This window comes from Leifsonia sp. NPDC058248, assembly GCF_042881905.1.
In the GTDB taxonomy this organism is placed as follows: domain Bacteria; phylum Actinomycetota; class Actinomycetes; order Actinomycetales; family Microbacteriaceae; genus Leifsonia.
Map to the genome: position 1 here is coordinate 107,806 of NZ_JBHVXB010000008.1, position 20,562 is coordinate 128,367.

At 70.7% G+C, this 20,562-nt stretch carries 19 protein-coding genes and 1 riboswitch; of the genes, 9 read left to right on the plus strand and 10 right to left on the minus strand.

What is annotated here, in order from left to right; all coding sequences use genetic code 11:
- Positions 1-81 precede the first annotated feature (81 nt).
- Complete coding sequence (rsmI, locus tag ACFVV5_RS14335) at positions 82-897, minus strand: 16S rRNA (cytidine(1402)-2'-O)-methyltransferase (RefSeq protein ID WP_387245269.1); 816 nt, start codon at positions 895-897, stop codon at positions 82-84.
- A gap of 93 nt (positions 898-990) precedes the next feature.
- Between rsmI and ACFVV5_RS14340 the strand changes: the two genes are divergently transcribed.
- The 3 genes from ACFVV5_RS14340 (at position 991) to ACFVV5_RS14350 (ending at position 5,422) form a co-directional block, all read left to right on the plus strand.
- Positions 991-2,679, plus strand: a complete 1,689-nt coding sequence (locus tag ACFVV5_RS14340) for a dolichyl-phosphate-mannose--protein mannosyltransferase (protein WP_387245272.1) — start codon at positions 991-993, stop codon at positions 2,677-2,679.
- Between the two features lie 67 nt (positions 2,680-2,746).
- On the plus strand, positions 2,747-4,339 hold the full coding sequence (locus ACFVV5_RS14345; protein WP_387245275.1) for a protease pro-enzyme activation domain-containing protein: 1,593 nt from the start codon (positions 2,747-2,749) through the stop codon (positions 4,337-4,339).
- A gap of 66 nt (positions 4,340-4,405) precedes the next feature.
- Positions 4,406-5,422 (plus strand): YeiH family protein, encoded by a 1,017-nt coding sequence (locus tag ACFVV5_RS14350; protein WP_387245278.1) that lies wholly within the window; start codon positions 4,406-4,408, stop codon positions 5,420-5,422.
- Positions 5,423-5,474: 52 nt separating this feature from the next.
- Here ACFVV5_RS14350 and ACFVV5_RS14355 read toward each other — a convergent pair whose 3' ends face one another.
- Positions 5,475-5,795 carry a DMT family transporter gene (locus ACFVV5_RS14355; protein ID WP_387245281.1) on the minus strand — a complete coding sequence of 107 codons (321 nt, stop codon included), beginning with the start codon at positions 5,793-5,795 and terminating at the stop codon, positions 5,475-5,477.
- A 10-nt stretch (positions 5,796-5,805) separates the two neighbouring features.
- A riboswitch (guanidine-III (ykkC-III) riboswitch) is annotated at positions 5,806-5,870 on the minus strand.
- A 100-nt stretch (positions 5,871-5,970) separates the two neighbouring features.
- Here ACFVV5_RS14355 and ACFVV5_RS14360 point away from each other — a divergent pair.
- Entirely contained in the window at positions 5,971-7,266 is a 1,296-nt protein-coding gene (locus tag ACFVV5_RS14360) for an O-acetylhomoserine aminocarboxypropyltransferase/cysteine synthase family protein (protein ID WP_387245284.1), read from the plus strand.
- A gap of 95 nt (positions 7,267-7,361) precedes the next feature.
- Complete coding sequence (locus ACFVV5_RS14365) at positions 7,362-7,892, plus strand: CoA-binding protein (RefSeq protein WP_387245518.1); 531 nt, start codon at positions 7,362-7,364, stop codon at positions 7,890-7,892.
- A gap of 77 nt (positions 7,893-7,969) precedes the next feature.
- On the opposite strand, the gene ACFVV5_RS14370 is transcribed toward ACFVV5_RS14365, so the two are convergent.
- Positions 7,970-8,554: a class I SAM-dependent methyltransferase gene (locus tag ACFVV5_RS14370; protein WP_387245287.1), complete on the minus strand. Its 585-nt coding sequence runs from the start codon at positions 8,552-8,554 to the stop codon at positions 7,970-7,972.
- 104 nt (positions 8,555-8,658) lie between these two features.
- Between ACFVV5_RS14370 and ACFVV5_RS14375 the strand changes: the two genes are divergently transcribed.
- On the plus strand, positions 8,659-12,051 hold the full coding sequence (locus tag ACFVV5_RS14375; RefSeq protein ID WP_387245290.1) for a BTAD domain-containing putative transcriptional regulator: 3,393 nt from the start codon (positions 8,659-8,661) through the stop codon (positions 12,049-12,051).
- Positions 12,052-12,111: 60 nt separating this feature from the next.
- Here the strand turns inward: ACFVV5_RS14375 and ACFVV5_RS14380 are convergent, their stop codons facing one another.
- The 6 genes from ACFVV5_RS14380 to ACFVV5_RS14405 all read right to left on the minus strand — a co-directional run bounded on the left by ACFVV5_RS14380 (position 12,112) and on the right by ACFVV5_RS14405 (position 16,873).
- Entirely contained in the window at positions 12,112-13,629 is a 1,518-nt protein-coding gene (locus ACFVV5_RS14380) for a PH domain-containing protein (RefSeq protein ID WP_387245293.1), read from the minus strand.
- Positions 13,626-14,138, minus strand: a complete 513-nt coding sequence (locus tag ACFVV5_RS14385; RefSeq protein WP_387245296.1) for a PH domain-containing protein — start codon at positions 14,136-14,138, stop codon at positions 13,626-13,628. Before ACFVV5_RS14385 ends, ACFVV5_RS14380 begins: the two co-directional genes overlap by 4 nt.
- Before the next feature lie 22 nt (positions 14,139-14,160).
- Positions 14,161-14,979, minus strand: coding sequence for an ABC transporter permease (locus ACFVV5_RS14390; RefSeq protein ID WP_387245299.1), 819 nt, complete (start codon positions 14,977-14,979; stop codon positions 14,161-14,163).
- Complete coding sequence (locus ACFVV5_RS14395) at positions 14,976-15,980, minus strand: ATP-binding cassette domain-containing protein (protein ID WP_387245303.1); 1,005 nt, start codon at positions 15,978-15,980, stop codon at positions 14,976-14,978. Before ACFVV5_RS14395 ends, ACFVV5_RS14390 begins: the two co-directional genes overlap by 4 nt.
- Before the next feature lie 157 nt (positions 15,981-16,137).
- Complete coding sequence (locus tag ACFVV5_RS14400; protein ID WP_387245306.1) at positions 16,138-16,644, minus strand: Clp protease N-terminal domain-containing protein; 507 nt, start codon at positions 16,642-16,644, stop codon at positions 16,138-16,140.
- Positions 16,637-16,873 (minus strand): helix-turn-helix domain-containing protein, encoded by a 237-nt coding sequence (locus ACFVV5_RS14405; protein ID WP_387245309.1) that lies wholly within the window; start codon positions 16,871-16,873, stop codon positions 16,637-16,639. Before ACFVV5_RS14405 ends, ACFVV5_RS14400 begins: the two co-directional genes overlap by 8 nt.
- Positions 16,874-17,033: 160 nt before the next feature.
- Between ACFVV5_RS14405 and ACFVV5_RS14410 the strand changes: the two genes are divergently transcribed.
- From ACFVV5_RS14410 to ACFVV5_RS14420, 3 genes are all read left to right on the plus strand, one after another.
- On the plus strand, positions 17,034-18,419 hold the full coding sequence (locus tag ACFVV5_RS14410) for an L-serine ammonia-lyase (protein ID WP_387245312.1): 1,386 nt from the start codon (positions 17,034-17,036) through the stop codon (positions 18,417-18,419).
- A gap of 123 nt (positions 18,420-18,542) precedes the next feature.
- Positions 18,543-19,469 carry a sulfurtransferase gene (locus tag ACFVV5_RS14415; protein ID WP_387245315.1) on the plus strand — a complete coding sequence of 309 codons (927 nt, stop codon included), beginning with the start codon at positions 18,543-18,545 and terminating at the stop codon, positions 19,467-19,469.
- A gap of 215 nt (positions 19,470-19,684) precedes the next feature.
- Positions 19,685-20,170 (plus strand): glutathione peroxidase, encoded by a 486-nt coding sequence (locus tag ACFVV5_RS14420; RefSeq protein ID WP_387245318.1) that lies wholly within the window; start codon positions 19,685-19,687, stop codon positions 20,168-20,170.
- 47 nt (positions 20,171-20,217) lie between these two features.
- On the opposite strand, the gene ACFVV5_RS14425 is transcribed toward ACFVV5_RS14420, so the two are convergent.
- Positions 20,218-20,508: a hypothetical protein gene (locus ACFVV5_RS14425; RefSeq protein ID WP_387245321.1), complete on the minus strand. Its 291-nt coding sequence runs from the start codon at positions 20,506-20,508 to the stop codon at positions 20,218-20,220.
- Between the last annotated feature and the right edge of the window lie 54 nt (positions 20,509-20,562).

Sequence of the window (20,562 nt, forward strand, 5' to 3'; positions counted from 1 at the left end):
CAGCCACCTCAGCGGCCACAGACAGACGCGACACGCACTAGCGCGCCGCGCCGGAACACTCACCCTCGACGGGCCGGCACCTCAGCGACGGTCGAGCGCCGCCTGGTACAGGTCGCGCTTGCCCAGACCGGTGGCTTCGGCCACTTCGCCGGCCGCCTCCTTGAGTCGCGCACCGTCGGCGACCAAAGCCAGCACCTGGGCCACGCCCGTCTCGAGGTCGACGACACGTTCCGGTGCGCCCTCGATGACGACGGCGATCTCACCGCGGACCCCCTCGGCGGCCCAGGCGGCGAGCTCGGATGCGGTACCCCGCTTGACCTCTTCGAACATCTTGGTGAGCTCGCGGCACACGACGACCCGGCGGTCGTCGCCGAGCGCAGCGGCGACATCGACGAGCGAGGCAGCGAGCCGGTTGGGGGACTCGAAGAAGACCATGGTGCGGCGTTCGCCGGAAAGGTCCCGGAGGGTGTGCATCCGCTCACCGTGCTTGCGAGGGAGGAAGCCTTCGAAGGTGAAACGGTCGGTGGGCAGGCCCGACACGGCGAGCGCGGTGATGACGGCGCTGGGGCCGGGCAGGGCGGTGACGGTGACGCCGGCGGCTGCGGCGGCCTCGACGAGGTGGAAGCCGGGATCGGACACGGTGGGCATGCCGGCGTCCGACAGGAGCACGACATCCTGGTCGCGTGCGAGCTCGACGAGTTCGGCGGCCTTGTCGCGCTCGTTGTGGTCGTGCAAGGCGATGAGCCGGGGACGATTGGCGATGCCGAGCCCGGCGAGCAGACGGTGGGTGACGCGGGTGTCCTCGGCGGCGACGACGGCGGCCTCGCCCAGGACGTCGATCAGCCGCAGCGAGGCGTCTTTGAGGTTGCCGATCGGGGTGGCGGCCAGGATGATCATGGCCCCAGTCTGTCAGGCGCCGCTCCGGGAAACCCGGCCGTGTCCGAGCCTGTCCTGAGGCGCCGCCAAGGATTGGACCCCTAGCATGATCTGGTGACTTCGACTCCCGCGCTCGGCTCCGTCCCTGCGCCGACCCCTGCCGGGCCGCCCGCTGCCGGGCAGCCTGCCGCTGGGGGGCCCGCGACCGGGCCGCTCGCTGTCGGCCGTCGCGCCGCCGAGCAGACGGGGAGCCGACTCGACGACTGGTGGGCCCGACGACTGCGCACGCCGCTGCGGATGAAGCTCTGGTACTGGGGCGCGCCAGTGGGCGTGACGCTGCTGGCGGCGATCCTGCGCCTGTGGAACCTCGGCTCCCCGCACGTGCTGGTGTTCGACGAGACGTTCTACGTCAAGGACGCGTACACGCTGATGCACTTCGGGTACGAGGGCAGCTGGCCCGACAAGGCGGATGCGCAGTTCGCGGCGGGCAAGACGGACATCTTCACGTCCGACCCGTCGTTCGTGGCGCATCCGCCGCTCGGCAAGTGGATCATCTCGCTCGGGCTGGCGGCGTTCGGCGCGGGAAACGCGTTCGGCTGGCGGGTGAGCACGGCGGTCGTGGGCATCCTGGCGGTGCTGGTCCTGTTCCTGATCGCGCGCAAACTCTTCCGCTCGACGGTGGTGGCGCCGATCGCAGGTCTGCTGCTGGCGGTCGACGGGCACGCGATCGTGATGAGCCGCGTGGCGCTGCTCGACAATTCGGTGATGTTCCTGGCGCTGCTGGCGTTCGGCTGCATCCTGCTCGATCGCGAATGGCACGCGACACGACTCGCGGCGTGGGTCGCGGAACGGCGAGCGCAGGGCGGGGACCCGGCCTGGGGTCCGGCACTGTGGTGGCGTCCGTGGCTGATCGCGGCGGGCATCCTGACCGGGCTGTGCGCGGGGGTGAAGTGGAGCGGCTTCTACTTCCTGGCGTTCTTCGCGGTCTACACGGTGGTCGTCGACATCGTCGCGCGCCGCCGGGTCGGTCTCCCGTTCTACATCACGGGCGCGATCCTCAAGCAGGGACCGGCGACGTTCCTGCTGATGGTGCCGATCGCGCTGGTGAGCTACGTCGCGACGTGGACGGGCTGGATCGTGACGAAGGGCGGCTACTACCGCAACTGGGCCCAGGCGACCCACATGGAGTGGAAGGGCGGACTCGGCTGGGTACCGCTGTGGCTGCAGAACCTCTGGCACTACCAGACGGAGATGTACGGGTACAGCATCCACCTCCAGGTGCCGCATCCGTACCAGTCGAACCCGCTGACGTGGCTGTTCATGATCCGGCCGACGAGCATGTACTACGTCGGGTCGACGGCGGGAGAGAACGGATGCACGGCCAGCTCGTGCTCGGCGGCGATCACGTCGCTCGGCAACCCGCTCATCTGGTGGGCGGCGGCCGCTGCGGTGTTCTACCTGGTTTACCGGTTGATCCGGTACCGGGAGTGGCGGGTCGGCCTCATCCTCACCGGGCTGGCGGCGGGCTACCTGCCGTGGCTGCTCTACATGAACCGCACGATCTTCCAGTTCTACTCGATCGCGTTCGAGCCCTACCTGATCCTCGCGCTCGCCGGTGTGATCGCGATCATCCTGGGCAAGCGCACGGACCCCCGCTGGCGACGGGTGCGGGGCTTGTGGCTGGTGGGGATCTTCCTGGTGTTCGTGGTCGCGGTGAGCGCGTTCTTCTGGCCGATCTGGATCGGGCAGCAGGTGCCGTTCTGGTTCTGGCAGATCCACATGTGGCTGCCCAGCTGGGTGTAGGCCGGGCAGTGCCGGCATTATCCGGGCTGCGCTGGCTTTATCGGGGGCTGGTGGTAGACCGTGGAGTATGACCGACGCAGAGAAGCCCCTCGACCTCGTCCCCCTGCCCGGAAGCGAGCGACCCGCCGCTCCCGGGGTCCATGCCCAGACCGCCGTCGAGCCCTCGGCGCCGGTGGAGGCGACGCTCATTCTGAGGCGACGGGCTGAGGTTCCGGATGCTGCGCTCGCGACGCCGATGTCGCGCGAGGAGCTCGCATCCCGGTACGGCGCGTCCGAGGAGGACATCGAGCTCGTGCGGTCGACGATGACGGCGCTCGGGGTGACAGTGGCCGATTCGAATGCGGCGGAGCGGCGGGTGCGCGTGTCCGGGCCGGCGTCGGTGATGAGCCGGGTGTTCGGCACCGACCTCGCGCAGGCGACCAGCACGGACGCCCACGACCGCGAGGTCACGCACCGTCAGCGCACGGGCGGGCTGAGCATCCCGGCTGCCCTGGACGGTGTGGTGACGGCGGTGCTGGGGCTGGACGACCGGCCGCAGGCGCGTGCCCTGTACCGGGTGGCCCTGCCGCGAGCCGTCTCGACGAGCTACACGCCGATCGAGCTCGGGTCGGTCTACCGCTTCCCGGAGGGCACGGACGGCAGCGGGCAGACGATCGCGATCATCGAGCTCGGCGGCGGATTCGTGCAGGAGGACCTCGACACGTATTTCGCGAGCCTCGGCATCACCGGACCGAAAGTCACGGCGGTGGGCGTCGACGGCGCGTCGAACGCGCCGGGGGCCGACCCGAACGGAGCGGACGGCGAGGTGATGCTCGACATCGAGGTGGCGGGCGCTCTGGCTCCCGGCGCCGACATCGTGGTCTATTTCGCACCCAACACGGACGCGGGCTTCGTCGACGCAGTGACGACGGCGGCGCACGCGACGCCCACGCCGGCCGCCATCAGCATCAGCTGGGGGCAGAGCGAAGACGGCTGGACCCAGCAGGCGCGCACGGCGTTCGACGGCGCCCTCACCGACGCGGCGGCACTCGGCGTGACGACGACGGCCGCTGCCGGCGACGACGGAAGCAGCGACCGGGTGGGCGACGGCAAGGCGCACGTCGACTTCCCGGCGTCGTCGCCGCACGCGCTCGCCTGCGGCGGGACGCGTCTCGCAGCGGACGGATCGACGGGTGTGGTGCAGTCGGAGACGGTGTGGAACAACGGCAGCGGCCGCGGTGCGACGGGCGGCGGCGTCAGCGCGGTCTTCCCGCAGCCGTCGTGGCAGGTGGGCATCGGGGTGCCGACCGGCGCGGGAGGGCAGGACGCGGGCGGGGCGGCGAACGGTCCGAGCGGGCGCGGGGTCCCGGATGTGTCGGCGGTCGCCGACCCGCAGACCGGGTACCGCGTGCGGGTCGACGGCAAAGACCTGGTGATCGGCGGGACGAGCGCTGTCGCACCGCTGTGGGCTGCGCTCGTGGCACGCCTGGTGCAGTCGACCGGCAAGCCGCTCGGGCTCGCACAGCCGACGCTGTACGACTCGGTCGGTGCCGGTCAGGTCGCGGCCGGCTTCCGCGACATCACGAGCGGCGACAACGGCGCATACAAAGCGACGACGGGCTGGGACGCGTGCACGGGTCTCGGCGTCCCCGACGGAACGGCCCTGCTCGCGGCGCTCTGAGCCGGCCCGCGGGACCTCAGCACCGATGAGCGGGACCAGCACGGCCGGCCCGGCAGAATAGAGGGGATGAACAGCGCCGCGCCCTCCACCCGGACTCTCCCGTGGCTGCCCGGTGCGGCGGCGGCGGCGGTCGCGGCGCTCGCAGCGTGGGGCATCCACTGGCTGGTGCCGGCGGTCCCGCTGCTCACGGCGGCGGTGGTCCTCGGAATCGTCGTCGGACAGCTGCCGTTCGCCCGGTCGGCGGTCACCGGGGTGCTCGCACCGGGACTCTCGACCGCCGCGAAGCGGCTCATGCGCATCGGTGTCGTGCTGCTCGGCCTCAAGCTGAGTCTCGGCGACATCGCCGGTCTCGGCTGGGTGACCATCGCCACGACCGTCGCGATCGTGGTCGTGACGTTCGTGGGCACGCTGTGGCTCGGGCGCCTGTTCCGGCTGCCCGGGCATCAACCGCTCCTCGTGGCCACCGGATTCTCGATCTGCGGCGCTTCGGCGATCGGCGCGATGAGCGGGGTCGTGAAGTCGAAGGACGAGGAGACCGCCACACCGGTGGCACTGGTGACGCTCTGCGGAACGCTGGCGATCTTCGTCCTCCCGGTGCTCTGGCATCCGCTCGGCCTGACGGACCTGCAGTTCGGGCACTGGGTGGGAGCCGGAGTGCACGACGTGGGGCAGGTGGTCGCGACCGCGCAGATCGCCGGTTCGGCAGCGCTGGCGGTCGCCATCGTCGTCAAGCTCACGCGCGTGCTGATGCTCGCTCCGATGGTGGCGATCGCGTCTGCGGTCGAGCGCCGCCGCCACGTCGACCCCGACCCGGCCGCGAAGCGTCCGCCGATCGTCCCGCTCTTCGTCGCGGGCTTCATCGTGGCGGTGCTCGTGCGCTCGTTCGTGCCGCTGCCCCAGGTGGTGATCGACGGCGCGGACCAGCTGCAGACCGCCCTGCTGGCGATGGCGCTGTTCGGGCTGGGAACGGCCGTCCGCCTGCGCACCCTGCTCGGCACGGGCTCGCGGGCCCTGGCGGTCGGCCTGCTCTCCTGGGTGCTCATCGCCGCTCTCGCGCTGGGCGCGGTGCAGCTCTCGAGCTAGGGCATCCGGCGCCGTCGATGCGGTCGGTGCCGTCGGTGCGCGTCGACGACTGTCAGTGCGAGTCGACGAGCTTGAGTCCGATCACGCAGCCGACGAGACCGAGGATCAGCAGCACCTTGACGAGCGAGAAGCCGTCGCCGCCGAACACCATCGCGTAGAGCACGGTGAGGGCCGCGCCGATGCCGACCCACACGGCGTACGCGGTGCCGGTCGGGATGTCCCGCATGGCGAACGCGAGGCCGGCCATCGAGGCGAGCAGCGCGACACCGAAAGTGACGGACGGCCAGAGCCTGGTGAAACCCTCCGCCTTTCCGAGCGCTGTGGCCCAGACGGCTTCGAGGACTCCGGATGCGATCAGCACGATCCACGACATGGTTCACTCCCGTGGCCAGTCTTGTCGCGCACCGGGTACTGAACCGTCGTCCGGGATCGCGAACCTGCGATCTAGTACAAGTGTACCAAATCTCGATCACGGCCGAGGACGGGCGGGTTGCGGCATGTTACGACTTCCGCGCATCCACCCCCGGATGCTCGGGTAGCGTGACCCCATGGCTGATCGCGAATATGGCTTCCGCACGCGTGCGATTCACGCGGGCAACATCCCCGACCCGGTGACGGGGGCCCGAGCGCTTCCGATCTACCAGACGAGTGCGTTCGTCTTCGACGACACGGCGGATGCGGCGGCCCGGTTCGCCCTGCAGAAGTACGGCAACATCTATTCGCGGCTCGCCAACCCGACGGTCGCCTCGTTCGAGGAGCGCGTCGCCAGCCTGGAGGGCGGCCTCGGCGCCGTCGCGACGGCGAGCGGCCTGAGCGCGCAGTACATCACGTTCGCCTCGCTGGCGGGGACGGGCGACCACATCGTGGCGTCGGCCAACCTCTACGGCGGCTCGATCACCCAGCTCGACGTGACACTGCGCCGCTTCGGGGTGGAGACCACGTTCGTCCAGAGCGCCGACCCGGCCGACTACGCCGCGGCGATCACCGACAGGACCAAGCTGATCTTCGCCGAGACGATCGCGAACCCGTCGGGCGAGATCGCCGACATCGAGGGTCTCGCGGAGGTCGCGCACGCGGCGGGCATCCCGCTGATCATCGACTCGACGATCGCGACCCCGTACCTCAACCGCCCGATCGAGTGGGGCGCCGATGTGGTCATCCACTCGGCCACCAAGTTCCTCGGCGGACACGGCACCACCCTCGGCGGCGTGGTGGTGGAGAGCGGCCGGTTCGACTGGCACAGCGAGAAGTTCCCGCTGTTCGGCGAGCCGGTCCCGTCGTACGGAGGGCTGCAGTGGTCGGGCAACTTCGGCGAGTACGCCTTCCTCACCCGGCTGCGCGCGGAGCAGCTCCGCGACATCGGCCCGACGCTCGCACCCCATTCGGCGTTCCTGCTCGCCCAAGGCGTCGAGACGCTTCCGTACCGCATCCAGGCGCATGTCGACAATGCGCGCACGGTCGCCGAGTGGCTCGACGCCGACCCGCGCATCGAGTCGGTGCTGTGGGCCGGTCTTACCGCTCACCCGCACCACGACCGAGCGCTGAAATACCTTCCGAAGGGCCCGGGCAGCGTGTTCAGCTTCGTGGTGAAGGGCGGGCGCGCGGCGGGTCAGACGTTCATCGAGTCGCTGAACCTGGCCAGCCACGTGGCCAACATCGGCGACGCGAAGACGCTCGTCATCCATCCGGCGTCGACCACGCACGCGCAGCTCACCGAGCAGCAGCTCCTCGATGCGGGGGTGCTTCCGGGCGTCGTGAGGATTAGCGTGGGAATCGAAGACGTCGACGACATCATCTACGACCTCGATCAGGCTCTCGCCATCGCTGTGAAGGAGAACGCATGACTCTCACGGATGCCTCCGCCACCACCGCTGCCGGCAGCCCGGCCCCCGACGGCACGGCTCCCGACGGCACGGCTGAGGTGCAGCTGGCCAACGGCCTGAGCTGCGCGCTCCCCGCCGATTCGCCGCTGGCGAAGCTCCTCAGATCGCAGCGCACCTGGGTGGGTCCCGACGCGAAGGAGCGGCTCAAGATCCTGCGCGCGGCGAAGTCCGTTGCGATCGTGGGCGCCTCACCCAATCCGGCGCGCTCCAGCTACTTCGTGGGAACGTACCTGCAGCAGTCGAGCGACTACCGCGTGTACTTCGTGAACCCGAATGCCGACACGATCCTGGGCGAGAAGGCCTACCCCGACCTGGCGTCGCTTCCCGAGGTCCCGGACATCGTCGACGTCTTCCGTCGCGGAAGCGACATCCCGAGCGTCATCGACGATGTCGTCGCGATCGGCGCGCCCACGATCTGGGTCCAGCTCGGAATCTGGAACCAAGAGGCCGCCGAGTACGGCGAGTCGAAAGGACTCACGGTGGTCATGGACCGCTGCATCAAGATCGAGCACGCCCGCTTCCACGGCGGCCTGCACCTGCTCGGCTTCGACACGGGGCAGATCACCGCGCGCAAGACGCTTCGCTGAGGCGCGCGGGCACACAGGTCCCGCGGCTCGGTGCTCGCGGCTCGGTGCTCGCGGCCCGGTGCTCGGACCCCGGATGCTCAGGCGCGCGCGACCAGGTGGAAGACGTGCCAGCGCTTGGGACCCTCGAAGGACATCCCGCGCCGGTCGTCCTCGACCAGCTGCAGGACGTCGAGCCCGGTGAGCATGGCCTCGACACCGGCCCGGTCGTGGAAGTTCATCCCCGGCCGGCCGAACCACTCGTCGTGCGGCCCGAACAGCTCACCGGCGAACACGGCGCCCGGCCGCAGCGCGTCGCGGATGTCGGCCCACAGGTACGGAAAACGGGTCGGCTCGCAGAACGGCAGGGCGAAGCCCGCGTACACGAAGTCGCTCGCCGGCAGCTCCCCCAGGGTCTCGAATCCCGACTGGCGCACCTCCACGAGCGGCGCGAGCTCCTCCCCCACCTCGGCGCGGACGCGCTCCTCGACACCCGGATCCGCGTCGACGGCGACGACGTGCCAGCCGAGTTCGGCGAGACGATGCGTCTCGACGCCGTCCCCGCAGCCGAGGTCGAGCGCGTCGCCGGGCTCGTCGCCCAGCCAGGCGTCCAGACCGCTGGTGAACGTGGGGCGCACCCCGCGCCCACCCTGTGCCGAATAGAACCCTGACCAATCGAATGCCATCGCACTCCCCGTCGTGACGTCGTGTTCACCGCTGGGCGACCGTGTTCGCTACAAGCCTAGGGTCGGCGCACCCGCCTGTCGCCCAGGCTGGCTAAAATCGGCGGGTGGACTCCAAGCCCGCTTCCCCCAGGATCGCAGTCCTCGGCCCCGTACTGGTCGAAGACCGAACCGGCGCGCTCGTGGAACCCGCAGGTGCGCTCGGCAAGAGCCTCATCGTCGCTCTGGTGCTGGCGCGGGGGTCGGTCTCGGTGCGATCGCTCGTCTCCGAGCTGTGGGACGACGCTCCGCCCCGCCAGGAGCGCGCGGCCCTCCAGACCCTGGTCTCCCGCGTGCGCACGGCGAGCGCCGACGGGCTGCTCGAGTCGACACCGACGGGCTACGCGCTCGCGATCGAACCCCAGCTCACCGACCTCGGCCTGGCGCGCATCCACCTGGAGCGGGCGAGGCAGGCGGACGCCGACGGCGACGCGACGACCGCGGCCGAGAACGCGAGCCGCGCGCTCGCGCTCTGGCGGGGCGAGCCGGGCGTCGAACTGGGTTCGATCCCGCTGGCCGACGAACTGGGACGCGCCGCCTCCGCCCTGCGCGACGAACTGCTGCTCATCCGGGCCCGTTCGCACCGGATGCTCGGCGATCCGTCTGCCGCTCTGCGCGACCTGGAATCCCTGACCGCCGTCGCACCGCTCGACGAGGCCGTTCAGCTCGAGCGGCTGCGCGCTCTCGACGCGGCCGGCCGGCGCAACGACGCCGTGCGGGCCTTCGGCGAGCTGAAAGAGGCGATGCTCGACCAGCTCGGCACCCGCCCCGACGCGGCGCTCGTTGCCTTCAACGCGGCGCTCCTCCGCGACGACGAGCAGGAGCACGTCCGGGAGCACGAGCGAGAGCGGGAGCACGAGCGAGAGCGGGCGCGAGAGGCCGGCGAGTCGCCGCGGAGGGCACCAGCGGAACACGACCGGGCGGCGCGGAACGATGTCCCGCCACCCGCACCGACGCGCCTCCGCGCCGGGCTGCGCGCCGCCCCCAACGCCCTGATCGGGCGCGAGTACGACCTCGACGCGCTCGAAGACCTCATCGCCACGTCACGGCTGACCACCGTGCTGGGCGCCGGCGGACTCGGAAAGACGCGCCTCGCGCAGGAGGTCGGCAACCGCGCAGTCCACACCCCGGCGGTGGTCTTCGTCGAGCTGGCGAGTGTGCGCTCCGGCGACGACATCGCCCTCGCCTTCGCCTCGACCCTCGGCATCCGGGAGGCGCGAGCCCTGCGACCCGGGGACCCGGGGGCGCAGCTCGACCTGCGGTCGCGCATCCTGGGCGTGCTGAGCGAGCGCGAGACGCTCCTCATCGTGGACAACTGCGAGCACATCGTCGACGACGCCGCCGCGTGGATCGCCGACATCCTGGAGTCGACGACGACCCTTCGCGTGCTCGCGACCAGCCGCGCGCCTCTCGCGATCGGCGCCGAGCGTGTCTATCCGCTCGACTCGCTGGCGAGCGTCGACGGTCCCGGCACGGACGGTAGCGGAAGCGCGGGTCCGGCGGTCGCCCTCTTCACAGAGCGCGCCCGTGCGGCCCGCCCGGCGGTCGTGCTGCCACCGGATGCCGTGGCCCGGCTCTGCGATCGCCTCGACGGGCTGCCGCTGGCCATCGAGCTCGCCGCCGCACGCACCCGGTCGATGTCGGTCGAGGAGATCGAGCGCCGGCTCGGCAACCGGTTCGCGCTCCTGACCAGCGGCGAGCGCACCGCCCCCGAGCGCCACCGCACCCTGCTCGCCGTCATCGACTGGAGCTGGAACCTGCTCGGCGGCTCGGAGCGCGCCCTCCTGCGGCGCCTGTCGCAGTTCCCCGACGGGTTCAGCGCGACCGCGGCGGAGGTCGTCGCGGGCGACGACGCCGACACCGTGCTCGACGACCTCGACGCGCTCGTCAACCAGTCGCTGGTCTCGGTCGCCGAAGACCCGTCGACGGGTATCCTGCGCTACCGGATGCTCGAGACCGTGCGCGAGTTCGGCGACCTCGCCCTCGTCGAGGCCGGCGAGACCCAGCTCGTGCGCGACGGCATGTACCGGTGGGCGCAGCAGTTCTCCCGCGAGACGCTGGCCCGGCTGCACGGGGTGGCGCAGGTTCCGAGCTTCAACCTGATCACCGCCGAGCAGGACAACCTGGTGACCATCCTGCGCGCCGCGATCGACGACCGGCGCAGCGGCGTCGTCGCCTCCGTCTTCTCGGCTCTGGCCTACTACTGGTCGCTGCGCGGCGCGCACACCGAGGTGCTCGCGTTCGGCCCGATCGTGGTCGGCGCGCTCACCGGGTGGGAGCCCCGGCCCGACGAACGACAGGATGCCGCAGCGGCGTACGGAGTGGTCGGAGCGACGTTCCTCTACGCGGGCATCCGGACCGCGGTGCGCGCGATCTCACGGCTCAAGCGCATCAAACGGGACGGCCCCCTCGACGACCCTCGACTGGAGGCGCTCACGAACCTCGTGCAGCTCGCGGGTCGGGAGGGGCCGGGGATGGCGCTGCTCGCGCAGTACCGCGAGTCGAGCGACCCGCAGCTGGCCGCGATGGGCAACCTGATCACCGCCCAGTTCCTGGAGAACGAGGGCGACCTCGACGGTGCCCTGAGCAGATCGACCGCGGCGTACGAGAAGTCGATACTGTCCCAGGACACCTGGGGAACGGCGTCGGCGGCGCAGTCGATCGCCCAGGTCCACAGTCAGCTGGCGCGACCGGCCGAGACGTTGCTGTGGGCGAGACGCGCGCAGGACGGGATGACCAAGCTGCAGGCCTCCGGCGATCTGCACCAGCTCGACTGGCTGATCGCCATCAACTCCATCACGCAGGGCGACGTCGGCACCGGCCGCGAGATGCTGGAACGCTACCTGCGCGAAGAGAACGACTCGACCGGGTTCGAGTACGTGGACTACTACGGCATCGGCCACGGCGGCCTCGCCGAGATCGCACTCGCGGAGGGCGACCTCGCCGAGGGCATCCTGCAGTATCGCGACGCCGTCGCCGTGTTCATCGAGCACAACAGCGTCACCAACCCGTGGCTGACCATCCTGGGGGCGGCGAGCCTGGTCACGCAGCTCCGCGCGCTGCCGGTGCGACCCGACCTGGTCGGCTGGTCCGGGATCGACGAGCTGGCGAGGGACCTGCGCACGCGCATCCTGGTCAATCACCGCCTGCAGGCGTCGTACCTCGACAAGCCGGTGCTGGGCGCAGGCTTCCTCGGGATCGCCCAGTGGATGCTCGCGGAGCGCGACGACGTCGTCCGCGACGCCGCGTGGCTGCGGTCGGGGCGCGAGCTGTTCGCGATCGCCGAGCGGGTGAACGCGCGCCAGGACCTCCACACACTCGACCGCGCGCGATCGGCCGCCGACATCCGTGCCGCCTGGGGCGAAGATGTGCTCGACGAGGCCCGCGCCGCGGCGGAGGCGCTCGATCGCAACGACGCAGCGCTGCGCGGGCTCGCCCTGCTGAAGGAGCTGCGCTTCTAGCCGTCTCGGTGGGGCGGCTGTCTCGCTGGGGCGGCTGTCTCGCCGGATCTAGCTGTATTGCTAGACCGCCGCGGCGTACCGGGCGAGATACTGGCCGGGCGAGAGCTCCTCGTGCCGCAGGCTGATCGCCTCGATGATCGGCCACACCTGGCTGTCCGGCAGGTCGGGGATGACCACGCGGTGCCGCCCTGCGGCGGTCGTGGCGATGAGGGTCGCCAGGCCGGCGCGGCGCTGGAAGAAGCTGCGGCGGATGGTCCAGCCGATGATGCCGTCGGTGGCGAGCACGGCACGCCGGCGGTTCAGCGAGCCGCTGCGGGCGATCAGCCAGCCCGGCTGCAGAGCATGCCCCAGGCCGCGCCAGCGGTCCTCGGCGATGAGCGCCGACGCCGGAACGATCACGGCGAAGGCCCACCAGACGAGCGGCCCGACGATGCCGAGCAGTTGCAGGACGAGCGCCGCGAACGCGAGGACGCCCGCGAAGGTTGCCGCCCGGGTGTACCGCCGCCGGTGCGCGCGAGGGCCGTGCTCGATGAGCGGCACGTCGAGCGGCTCGCTCGTGCCGAGCACCTCCGCGGCTATGCGGAGCGCTTCGTCGCGGGGGCCGGGCGGCGCGATCAGCGCGACCCCGCCGCGCTGCCGGCCGAGACCGGTCATGATGGCGTGCGCCGAGGCGGCTCCGGCCGCCCGCAGGGACAGCGGCTCGGAGAGCAGCACCCCGCGCAACCGGGTCTCGTCGAGCGTGACCTGACGGGCCCGGAGCAGGCCGTGGGCGATGTGCAGGGTCGTCGGCCGGGCGCGGTGGATGGCGAAGCCGCCGTAGGAGAGGGCGTAGCGCGCCATTGCGACGAGCGACGCGATCACGATCAGACCGCCGGCGCCCCAGAGAGCCGTGGTCAGCAGCGGAAGGTGAGCCACCCATCCGATGCCCTGCTGCACCACCGGCAGGCGCGTGAGGATGCCGCCCTCGAAGAAGTTGAGCTGCAGCGCGGCCGCAGCGACGACGACGATGGAGGCGACCCCGCTGAGGGTGAGCGGCGCGTAGCGGACCCAGCGCGGCTGCCAGCCGCTCAGATTGGCCGGCGCCCGCGCCGTGCCGTCGTCGTCGGTGTCCTCCGTCGCCGCCAGCCGGAGCAGTTCGGCCCGGAGTGCCGGGACCTCGCTCAGCGCGACGGCGTTCAGCTCCAGCTCGTCCTGCCCGTGCGACGCTCCGGTGCCGACCTTCACGACCGCGAGTCCGAAGAGACGGTGCAGCAGGGTCGAGTCCACGTCGACCGACCGGATGCGGTCCCGCGGCGCCGACAGGGTCCGCCGGCCGAGCACGCCGCTCTTCACCTGCACGTGGGTGGGGGTGATGCGGAAGGTGGTGGTGAAGAAGCGCAGGATGCCGAAGACGACACCCAGCCCCGACAGCACGTAGGCCCACCACGGCTCGCCGCCTGCCGCGCCCGCGATGAGGGCGATGAGCAGCACGGGCAGATACCGGATGAGCTCACGCAGCGGATGCACGAGCAGCATGCGCGGGTTGAGGCGGCGCCACGGCTCGGTGGAGGTGTCGGGTGCGTCGGGTGCGTCGGTCACGTCGCATCCCCCTCGCTGTGCTGCGCGACCTCGGCGAGCACGGCCACGACCTCACGAGCCACGGCATCGTCGAGGGCGTGGATGGTGAGGGCCCCGGCGGAGCTGGCGGTGGTGATCGTCACCGACGTGAGCCCCATCATCCGCATCAGGAACCCGCGGCGGGAGTCGACGGTCTGCAGGCGGGCGATCGGCGCCACCCTCGTCTCCTGCGTGAACCAGCCGGAGCGCACGAAGATGGCGTCGTCGGTGATCTCCCAGCGGTGCACGCGGAAGCGCCAGCGCGGCATGACCGCGACGTGCACGACGGCGGCGACGAGGGTGAGGCCCAGGCCCGCCAGGTGCAGCGGTTGGGTCCAGGCGTCGGCCACGAGCATCCAGAGCACCTGCAACGCCGCGAAGACGGTCCAACCGACCGCGGCGTTCCAGGCCCAGAACCGCACCGCCCGGTCACTGGGGCGACCGGACGGCTCCTTGACGAGCGCAGCGATGTCTCCGACGACGATGCTCATGGAGTGCTCCTTTCGAGACGTGCTAGGCCTTGCGCATGTACGCACGCACCGTGAGCGGTGCGAAGACGGCCACGATGATCGCAGCGCCGAGGAGGGCGAGCCACGCGTCGGGGCCCCACACTCCGTTGTTCGCGAGCTCCCGCACGGCGGTCACCAGGTGCGACACCGGGTTGATGTTGACGAACCACTGCAGCCACTCGGGCATCGTCTCCGCGGGGACGAAGGCGTTCGAGAGGAACGTCAGCGGGAACAGGACGAGGAACGAGATCCCCTGGACGCTGCTCGCGCTTCGGGCGATCACGCCGAAGAACGCGAAGATCCAGCTGATCGCCCAGGAGCAGACGATCACGAGCAGACCTGCGATGAAGACGAAACCGAGACCTCCCGCGGGGCGGTAGCCGAGGATGAAGCCCATCGTGAAGGTGAGCGTCGTGGCGATCGTGTAGCGGATCGTGTCGGCGAGCAGGGCGCCGGCGAGCGGGGCGATCCGCGCGATCGGCAAGGACTTGAAGCGGTCGAACACGCCCTTGTCCATGTCCTCGCGCAGCTGCACGCCGGTCACGACCGAGGTCGTGATGACGGTCTGCACCAGGATGCCCGGGATGATCGTCGGCAGGTAGGCGTCGACGCTGCCCGCGATCGCTCCGCCGAAGATGTACGTGAACATCAGCGTGAAGATGATCGGCTGCAGCGTCACGTCGAACAGCTGCTCGGGCGTGCGCTTGATCTTCAGCACACCACGGTACGCCATGGTGAGCGAGTGGGCGACGGACTGGGTGAGGCTGACGTGGTTCTTGAGTCTCCGCTCGGACGGCGGGGTGATCACGCTGAGGGTGGTCATGCGTCGACCCTTTCTGCTTCGTCGGCGCTCTCGGGAGCGCCGGGGATCACGTCTTCGACGCCGTGGCCGGTGAGGGTGAGGAACACCTCGTCGAGCGTGGGCTTCTGAACGGACATCTCGGTCAGGTGGATTCCCGCTTCGCGGAAGGTCACGAACAGGTCGGTGACGGCGTCAGGGTTGCGCATGGGCGCGGTGATCCGCGAGCCCTCGGGCGACACGACGGCGTCGACCCCGAGCACGGCGGAGACCGCGCGGCGGGCGTCGTCCATGTCGGAGGGGTCAGAGAGCCGCAGCTGCAGCGAGGACTCCCCGACCGAGGCCTTGAGCTCGTCGGCGGTCCCCTCGGCGACGACCCGCCCGCTGTCGATGACGGCGATGCGGTCGGCGAGCTGGTCGGCCTCGTCGAGGTACTGCGTGGTGAGCAGCACCGTCGAACCGGTCGCGACCAGGCGCCGGATGGTGTCCCACATCTGGGCACGCGTGCGCGGGTCGAGGCCGGTGGTCGGCTCATCGAGGAAGATCAGCGGCGGCTGCGCGATGAGGCTGGCGGCGAGGTCGAGTCGCCGGCGCATTCCGCCGGAGAACTTGGCGATCGGCCGCTTGGCGGCGTCGGTCAGCCCGAACTCTTCGAGCAGCTCGGCCGACTTGCGCTTCGCGTCGGCGCGGCTGAGGCCGAGCAGGCGGGAGAAGATGACGAGGTTCTCGGTGGCGGAGAGCCGCTCGTCCACGGAGGCGAACTGCGCGGTCACTCCGATGAGCTGGCGGACGACCTGCTGCTCTTTGCGCACGTCGTGGCCGAAGATGGTGGCTGACCCGGCATCCGGTTTCAGCAGGGTGGCGAGCATGGAGATCGTGGTGGTCTTGCCGGCGCCGTTCGGCCCGAGCACGCCGTAGACGGTTCCGGCGCGGACGCTGAGGTCGACCCCGTCGACCGCGCGGTTGCCGCCGAAGACCTTGACGAGCCCATGGGCTTCGACCGCCCATTCTGAGCTGGTGGCCATGATGGTCCTTCCTGAGGTGGTGTGGTGGTGCGAGTCGATGGTGCGGCCGACCGCTTACAGACCGCTTACATGCGGCTTACATGACGCTTACACGGTGGATGCGCGCGGGCTCGGCGTCCGGCTCGGGGCCGGCTCGGGGCCGGGCTCGGGGCCGGGCTCACGGCGTGGCGGCGGCCACGAGGATCGCGTGCCGGTCGACGCCCGCGAGGTCGAGCGCGCGCGGAACGGTGCCGAGCTCGAGGCCGAGGATGCCGGAGAGCAGATCGACCTCGGCCGTCCGTTTGCGGCGGGTGAGCGCGGCGGCGCGGTGGGCCCGGACGAGCACCTCCCGCGCCGATGCGCCCCAGCGCGGCCGAGCGACCCGGGGCGAGGCGGCGAGGCGCTCCTCGGCGATCGGGGCGACCCCGGCAGCCTCGAGGCTGCGCTCGCGTTCGGCCCGCAGGACACGCTCGATGCCGGCGTGGTCGAGACCGGATGCCGACAGAGCGGTCGCCGTCGGACCGCCGGTCTCGAGCGAGAGGGACAGCAGGAGGTGCTCCGCCTCGACGAGGGACGCGCCGCGGCGCTGCGCTTCGGACACCGCCCGGATGATGATCGTGCGCAGGGCGCGTGAGAGCCGCCGGTCGTCGTGTTCGTGCTCGCGTGTGTCGGCCGTGTCAGCCATTGCGTCTCCTCAGTTCGATGCCGGCACCGGCCACGCGGCGCAGATGCTTCTTGTGCACGGCCTGCCTGGTCACGCCGAGGGCCTCAGCGATCTGCGTCCACGTCCAGCCGTCGCGCAGGGCGCGCTCGACTTCGGCGTCTTCCAGGCGGTCGGCGAGCTCGCGGAGGGCCACGACGGACGCGAGCCCGTCGGCGGCCCCGCCGAGCGGCGGCGGTGTTGTCGGAACCATGTAAGCAACCTAAGTTGCTTCGCAAGCATTGTCAACTGAAGTTGCTTAATTCTCAGGATGCCCGGTCTTGGTCGCCAGGACGGCCCGCACGCCCGGAACCGCGCGCGAACGAGCACCCGTACGCACGAATCATGCAGGAGAGGGGACGTAAGCTGGTGTTGTGACTGCGTACGTCTCGGCTTTCGACCTGTTTTCGATCGGCATCGGCCCCTCGAGCTCGCACACTGTCGGACCGTTCCGGGCCGCCCGCGCGTTCGCCGAGGAGCTCAGCAGCGACGGGATGCTCGACCGTGTCGCCCGCGTCACCTGCACGCTCTACGGCTCGCTCGGCTCCACCGGGATCGGGCACGGCACGCCCGACGCGGTCATCGCCGGCCTCTCGGGACTCGCGCCGGAGACCTGCCTCCCCGAAGACGTCCGCGGCCTCTGGTCCGGCCTCGGCGACGACGGGACGGTGGTGCTCGCGGGACGTCACGAGATCCCGATCGCCCGGGACGACATCGCCTTCGAGCCGCGAACTCGGCTCCCCGGGCATCCGAACGCCCTCACCCTCAGCGCATGGGGCACCGGACCCGACGGCAGGATCGACGCCCTCCCCCTCGTCGAGGAGACCTACTATTCGATCGGCGGCGGGTTCATTCGGCGCGACGGCGAGGAGGCCGACCTCTCTGCGCGCGCCGATCATCCGCTGCCCTACGACACCGCCGAAGAACTGCTGCGGCTGTGCGCCGAGAACGACATCCCGATCTGCGAGGTGGCCAGACGCAACGAGGCGGCCATCCACGGTGCGGACGCGACGCGCGACCGGCTCGACCTGATCTGGTCGGCGATGGCCGAGTGCGTGTCCAACGGACTGGCCGGCGACGGCACGCTGCCGGGCGGACTCGGCGTGAAGCGGCGCGCCGCCGCGATGCGCGAACACCTGGAGGCCGCCGGACGCGTTCCCGGCCGCGACACCTCGATCGAGTGGCTGCACGCCTTCGCGCTGGCCGTCAACGAGGAGAACGCCTCCGGGGGCCGGGTCGTCACGGCGCCGACCAACGGCGCGGCCGGCATCGTCCCCGCCGTCGCCCACTACTACCTGCGTTTCGTTCCGGGAGCCTCCGCTGAGGGCATCCGGCAGTACCTGCTGACCGCCACGGCGATCGGCTCGCTGTTCAAAGCCAACGCCTCCATCTCCGGCGCGGAGGGCGGCTGCCAGGCGGAGGTCGGCTCGGCCTGCGCGATGGCGGCCGGAGCCCTGTGCGCGGTGCTCGGCGGCACACCCCAGCAGGTCGAGAATGCTGCGGAGATCGCGATGGAGCACCACCTGGGCCTCACCTGCGACCCGGTCGGCGGACTGGTGCAGATCCCGTGCATCGAACGCAACGCGATCGCCTCGTCGACGGCGGTCTCGGCCGCGCGGATCGCGCTGCACGGAGACGGATCGCACCTCGTCTCGCTCGACACGGTCATCGAGACGATGCGTCAGACGGGCCTCGACATGTCGACCAAGTACAAGGAGACCAGCGAGGGCGGCCTCGCGGTCAACGTCATCGAGTGCTGAACGTGTGGCCGCGCTGAGCCTTGCGCGCTGAGGGTGTGGTCGTCGGCGTCCGAACAGGTCGAGCGTTACGCCGCGTTTCGCGTCGCATAGTCGGATGCGCGCCCGCTGGTTAGCGTGGTTGACGTGAGCACCGCATCCGAAACCCTGACAGCCACCTCGACAGCACCGGCCCCCGCCATCGGCGCCGCCCTCGACCGGCCGCTCGTCTCCACCCAATGGCTCGCCGACCACCTCGGGTCCGACGGCCTGGTGGTGCTGGACGCGACGGTCCTGCAGGCAACGCGTCCCGACGGCCGCTCGGCATACCTCAGCGGTCTCGACCCGTTCCTCATCGAGGGCCACATTCCGGGCGCGGTGTTCGCGGACCTGCTCGACGTGTTCAGCGACCCGAGCGGCGCGTATCCGTTCACCCGCCCGGATGCCGCAGCCTTCGAGGCGGCGGCCGCGTCGGTGGGGATCGACAACGACACGGCGGTGGTCGTCTACGACTCCGCGGTCGGGACCTGGGCGGCACGGATCTGGTGGCTTTTCCGCGCGTTCGGATACGACCGCGTCGCCGTGCTCGACGGCGGCCTCGCCAAGTGGCGGGCCGAGGACCGGTCGATCGACCTCGGGCACGTCGAACCGCGGGCGGGCGCGATCTTCGTCGCAGACGAACGCCCGGAGTCGTGGGTCGAGAAGGACTTCGTCGCCTCGGTCGTCGACGGCTCTGAGCGCGCGACGCTGATCTGCGGAGTCCCGCCGAAGGAGTTCGCGGGTGAGTCCGGCCAGCGTGCCCGGCTCGGCCACATCCCGGGAAGCATCAGTGCTCCGGCCGGCCGCCTCGTCTCGAGGGAGACGAACGAGTTCCTCCCGCTCGAGAGCCTGCGCGCGACGTTCTCGGACGCGCTCGCCTCGGGCGACCGCATCGTGACGTACTGCGCCGGCGGGATCGCGGCCGCCTCCGACGCGCTCGCGCTGTCGCTGCTCGGCCGCACGGATGTCGCGATCTATGACGGGTCCCTCAACGAGTGGTCGGCCGACGCCGAGGCGCCGCTCGCCCGCGCTTAGCCCGCCCTCGCCCAGACCCCCCTCGCCCAGTTCCCCTCGGCGCGACCCCTGACGGCCGTCGTTTGCCACTTGTTGCGGCCAACCCGCCCTGGATGGCGACAAGAACTGGCAAACGACGGGCCCTTGCCGCGCTGCGAGGGCGCGTCTCTGAAACATCGCTGCATGATTGCAATGAATGCATACGAATGGGTCTGCTCCGTGCTTATGCTCAGATCATGAGCATCACGGACATCCCATTCACGACCATCGACGGCGAACCGACCTCCCTGGCCGCCTTCGACGGCAAGGTCATCCTCGTCGTCAACGTCGCCTCCCGCTGCGGTCTCGCACCCCAGTACGAGAAGCTCGAAGACCTCCAGAAGACGTACGGCGATCGCGGTTTCACCGTCATCGGCTTTCCGAGCAACCAGTTCCTCCAGGAGCTGAGCTCCACCGATGCGATCAAGGAGTACTGCTCCACCACGTGGGGCGTCACCTTCCCGATGATGGAGAAGGTCCGGGTCAACGGCAAGTCGGCGCATCCGCTCTACAACGAGCTGACCAAGGCTCCGGATGCCGAGGGCAAAGCCGGCAAGGTGAAATGGAACTTCGAGAAGTTCGTGATCACGCCTGACGGGTCGGTGCACCGTTTCCGCCCGACGGTGGAGCCGGATGCTCCCGAGATCGTAGGACTCATCGAGGCGTCGCTGCCCGTCCACTGACGGCGCGGATTCACTGCCCGCCGACGGGCAAAGCCGTCCGGCGCGGGTCAGGCGCGACGGAACCAGCGGCCGCCCACCCGTTCGGTGACCCTCCAGTCGCCGGTCCGGGCGAGCGTGCCGACACGGTCGACCGTGTGCTGGGCGATGGTGACGGCTTCGTCGACGGTGTCCGCCATGAACCGCACGGTCAGGCGCGCTTCGCGTGCGACGACGTCGACGCTGGACGCTTCGACGACCGTGAGCTCGGCTGCGGCGTCCGCGGCGGCGGGCAGGACGAGCTCTGGGCGCACTCCCGCACGCAGGGCTCCGACGGCGACGGTCACACGGTACGAAGGCACCGTTCGAGCCTACGCGAGCGTGGGAGCGTGACATCGCGGCCGGGAGGCGTACCC

What these genes read in the sequence shown, in the direction of transcription:
- ACFVV5_RS14395 (WP_387245303.1), bottom strand. Translation starts at nt 15,980, where the DNA reads ATGGCCACCAGCTCAGAATGGGCGGTCGAAGCCCATGGGCTCGTCAAG.
- ACFVV5_RS14405 (WP_387245309.1), bottom strand. Translation starts at nt 16,873, where the DNA reads ATGGTTCCGACAACACCGCCGCCGCTCGGCGGGGCCGCCGACGGGCTC.
- ACFVV5_RS14390 (WP_387245299.1), bottom strand. Translation starts at nt 14,979, where the DNA reads ATGACCACCCTCAGCGTGATCACCCCGCCGTCCGAGCGGAGACTCAAG.
- ACFVV5_RS14360 (WP_387245284.1), top strand. Translation starts at nt 5,971, where the DNA reads ATGGCTGATCGCGAATATGGCTTCCGCACGCGTGCGATTCACGCGGGC.
- ACFVV5_RS14355 (WP_387245281.1), bottom strand. Translation starts at nt 5,795, where the DNA reads ATGTCGTGGATCGTGCTGATCGCATCCGGAGTCCTCGAAGCCGTCTGG.
- ACFVV5_RS14370 (WP_387245287.1), bottom strand. Translation starts at nt 8,554, where the DNA reads ATGGCATTCGATTGGTCAGGGTTCTATTCGGCACAGGGTGGGCGCGGG.
- ACFVV5_RS14420 (WP_387245318.1), top strand. Translation starts at nt 19,685, where the DNA reads ATGAGCATCACGGACATCCCATTCACGACCATCGACGGCGAACCGACC.
- ACFVV5_RS14385 (WP_387245296.1), bottom strand. Translation starts at nt 14,138, where the DNA reads ATGAGCATCGTCGTCGGAGACATCGCTGCGCTCGTCAAGGAGCCGTCC.
- ACFVV5_RS14345 (WP_387245275.1), top strand. Translation starts at nt 2,747, where the DNA reads ATGACCGACGCAGAGAAGCCCCTCGACCTCGTCCCCCTGCCCGGAAGC.
- rsmI (WP_387245269.1), bottom strand. Translation starts at nt 897, where the DNA reads ATGATCATCCTGGCCGCCACCCCGATCGGCAACCTCAAAGACGCCTCG.
- ACFVV5_RS14350 (WP_387245278.1), top strand. Translation starts at nt 4,406, where the DNA reads ATGAACAGCGCCGCGCCCTCCACCCGGACTCTCCCGTGGCTGCCCGGT.
- ACFVV5_RS14400 (WP_387245306.1), bottom strand. Translation starts at nt 16,644, where the DNA reads ATGGCTGACACGGCCGACACACGCGAGCACGAACACGACGACCGGCGG.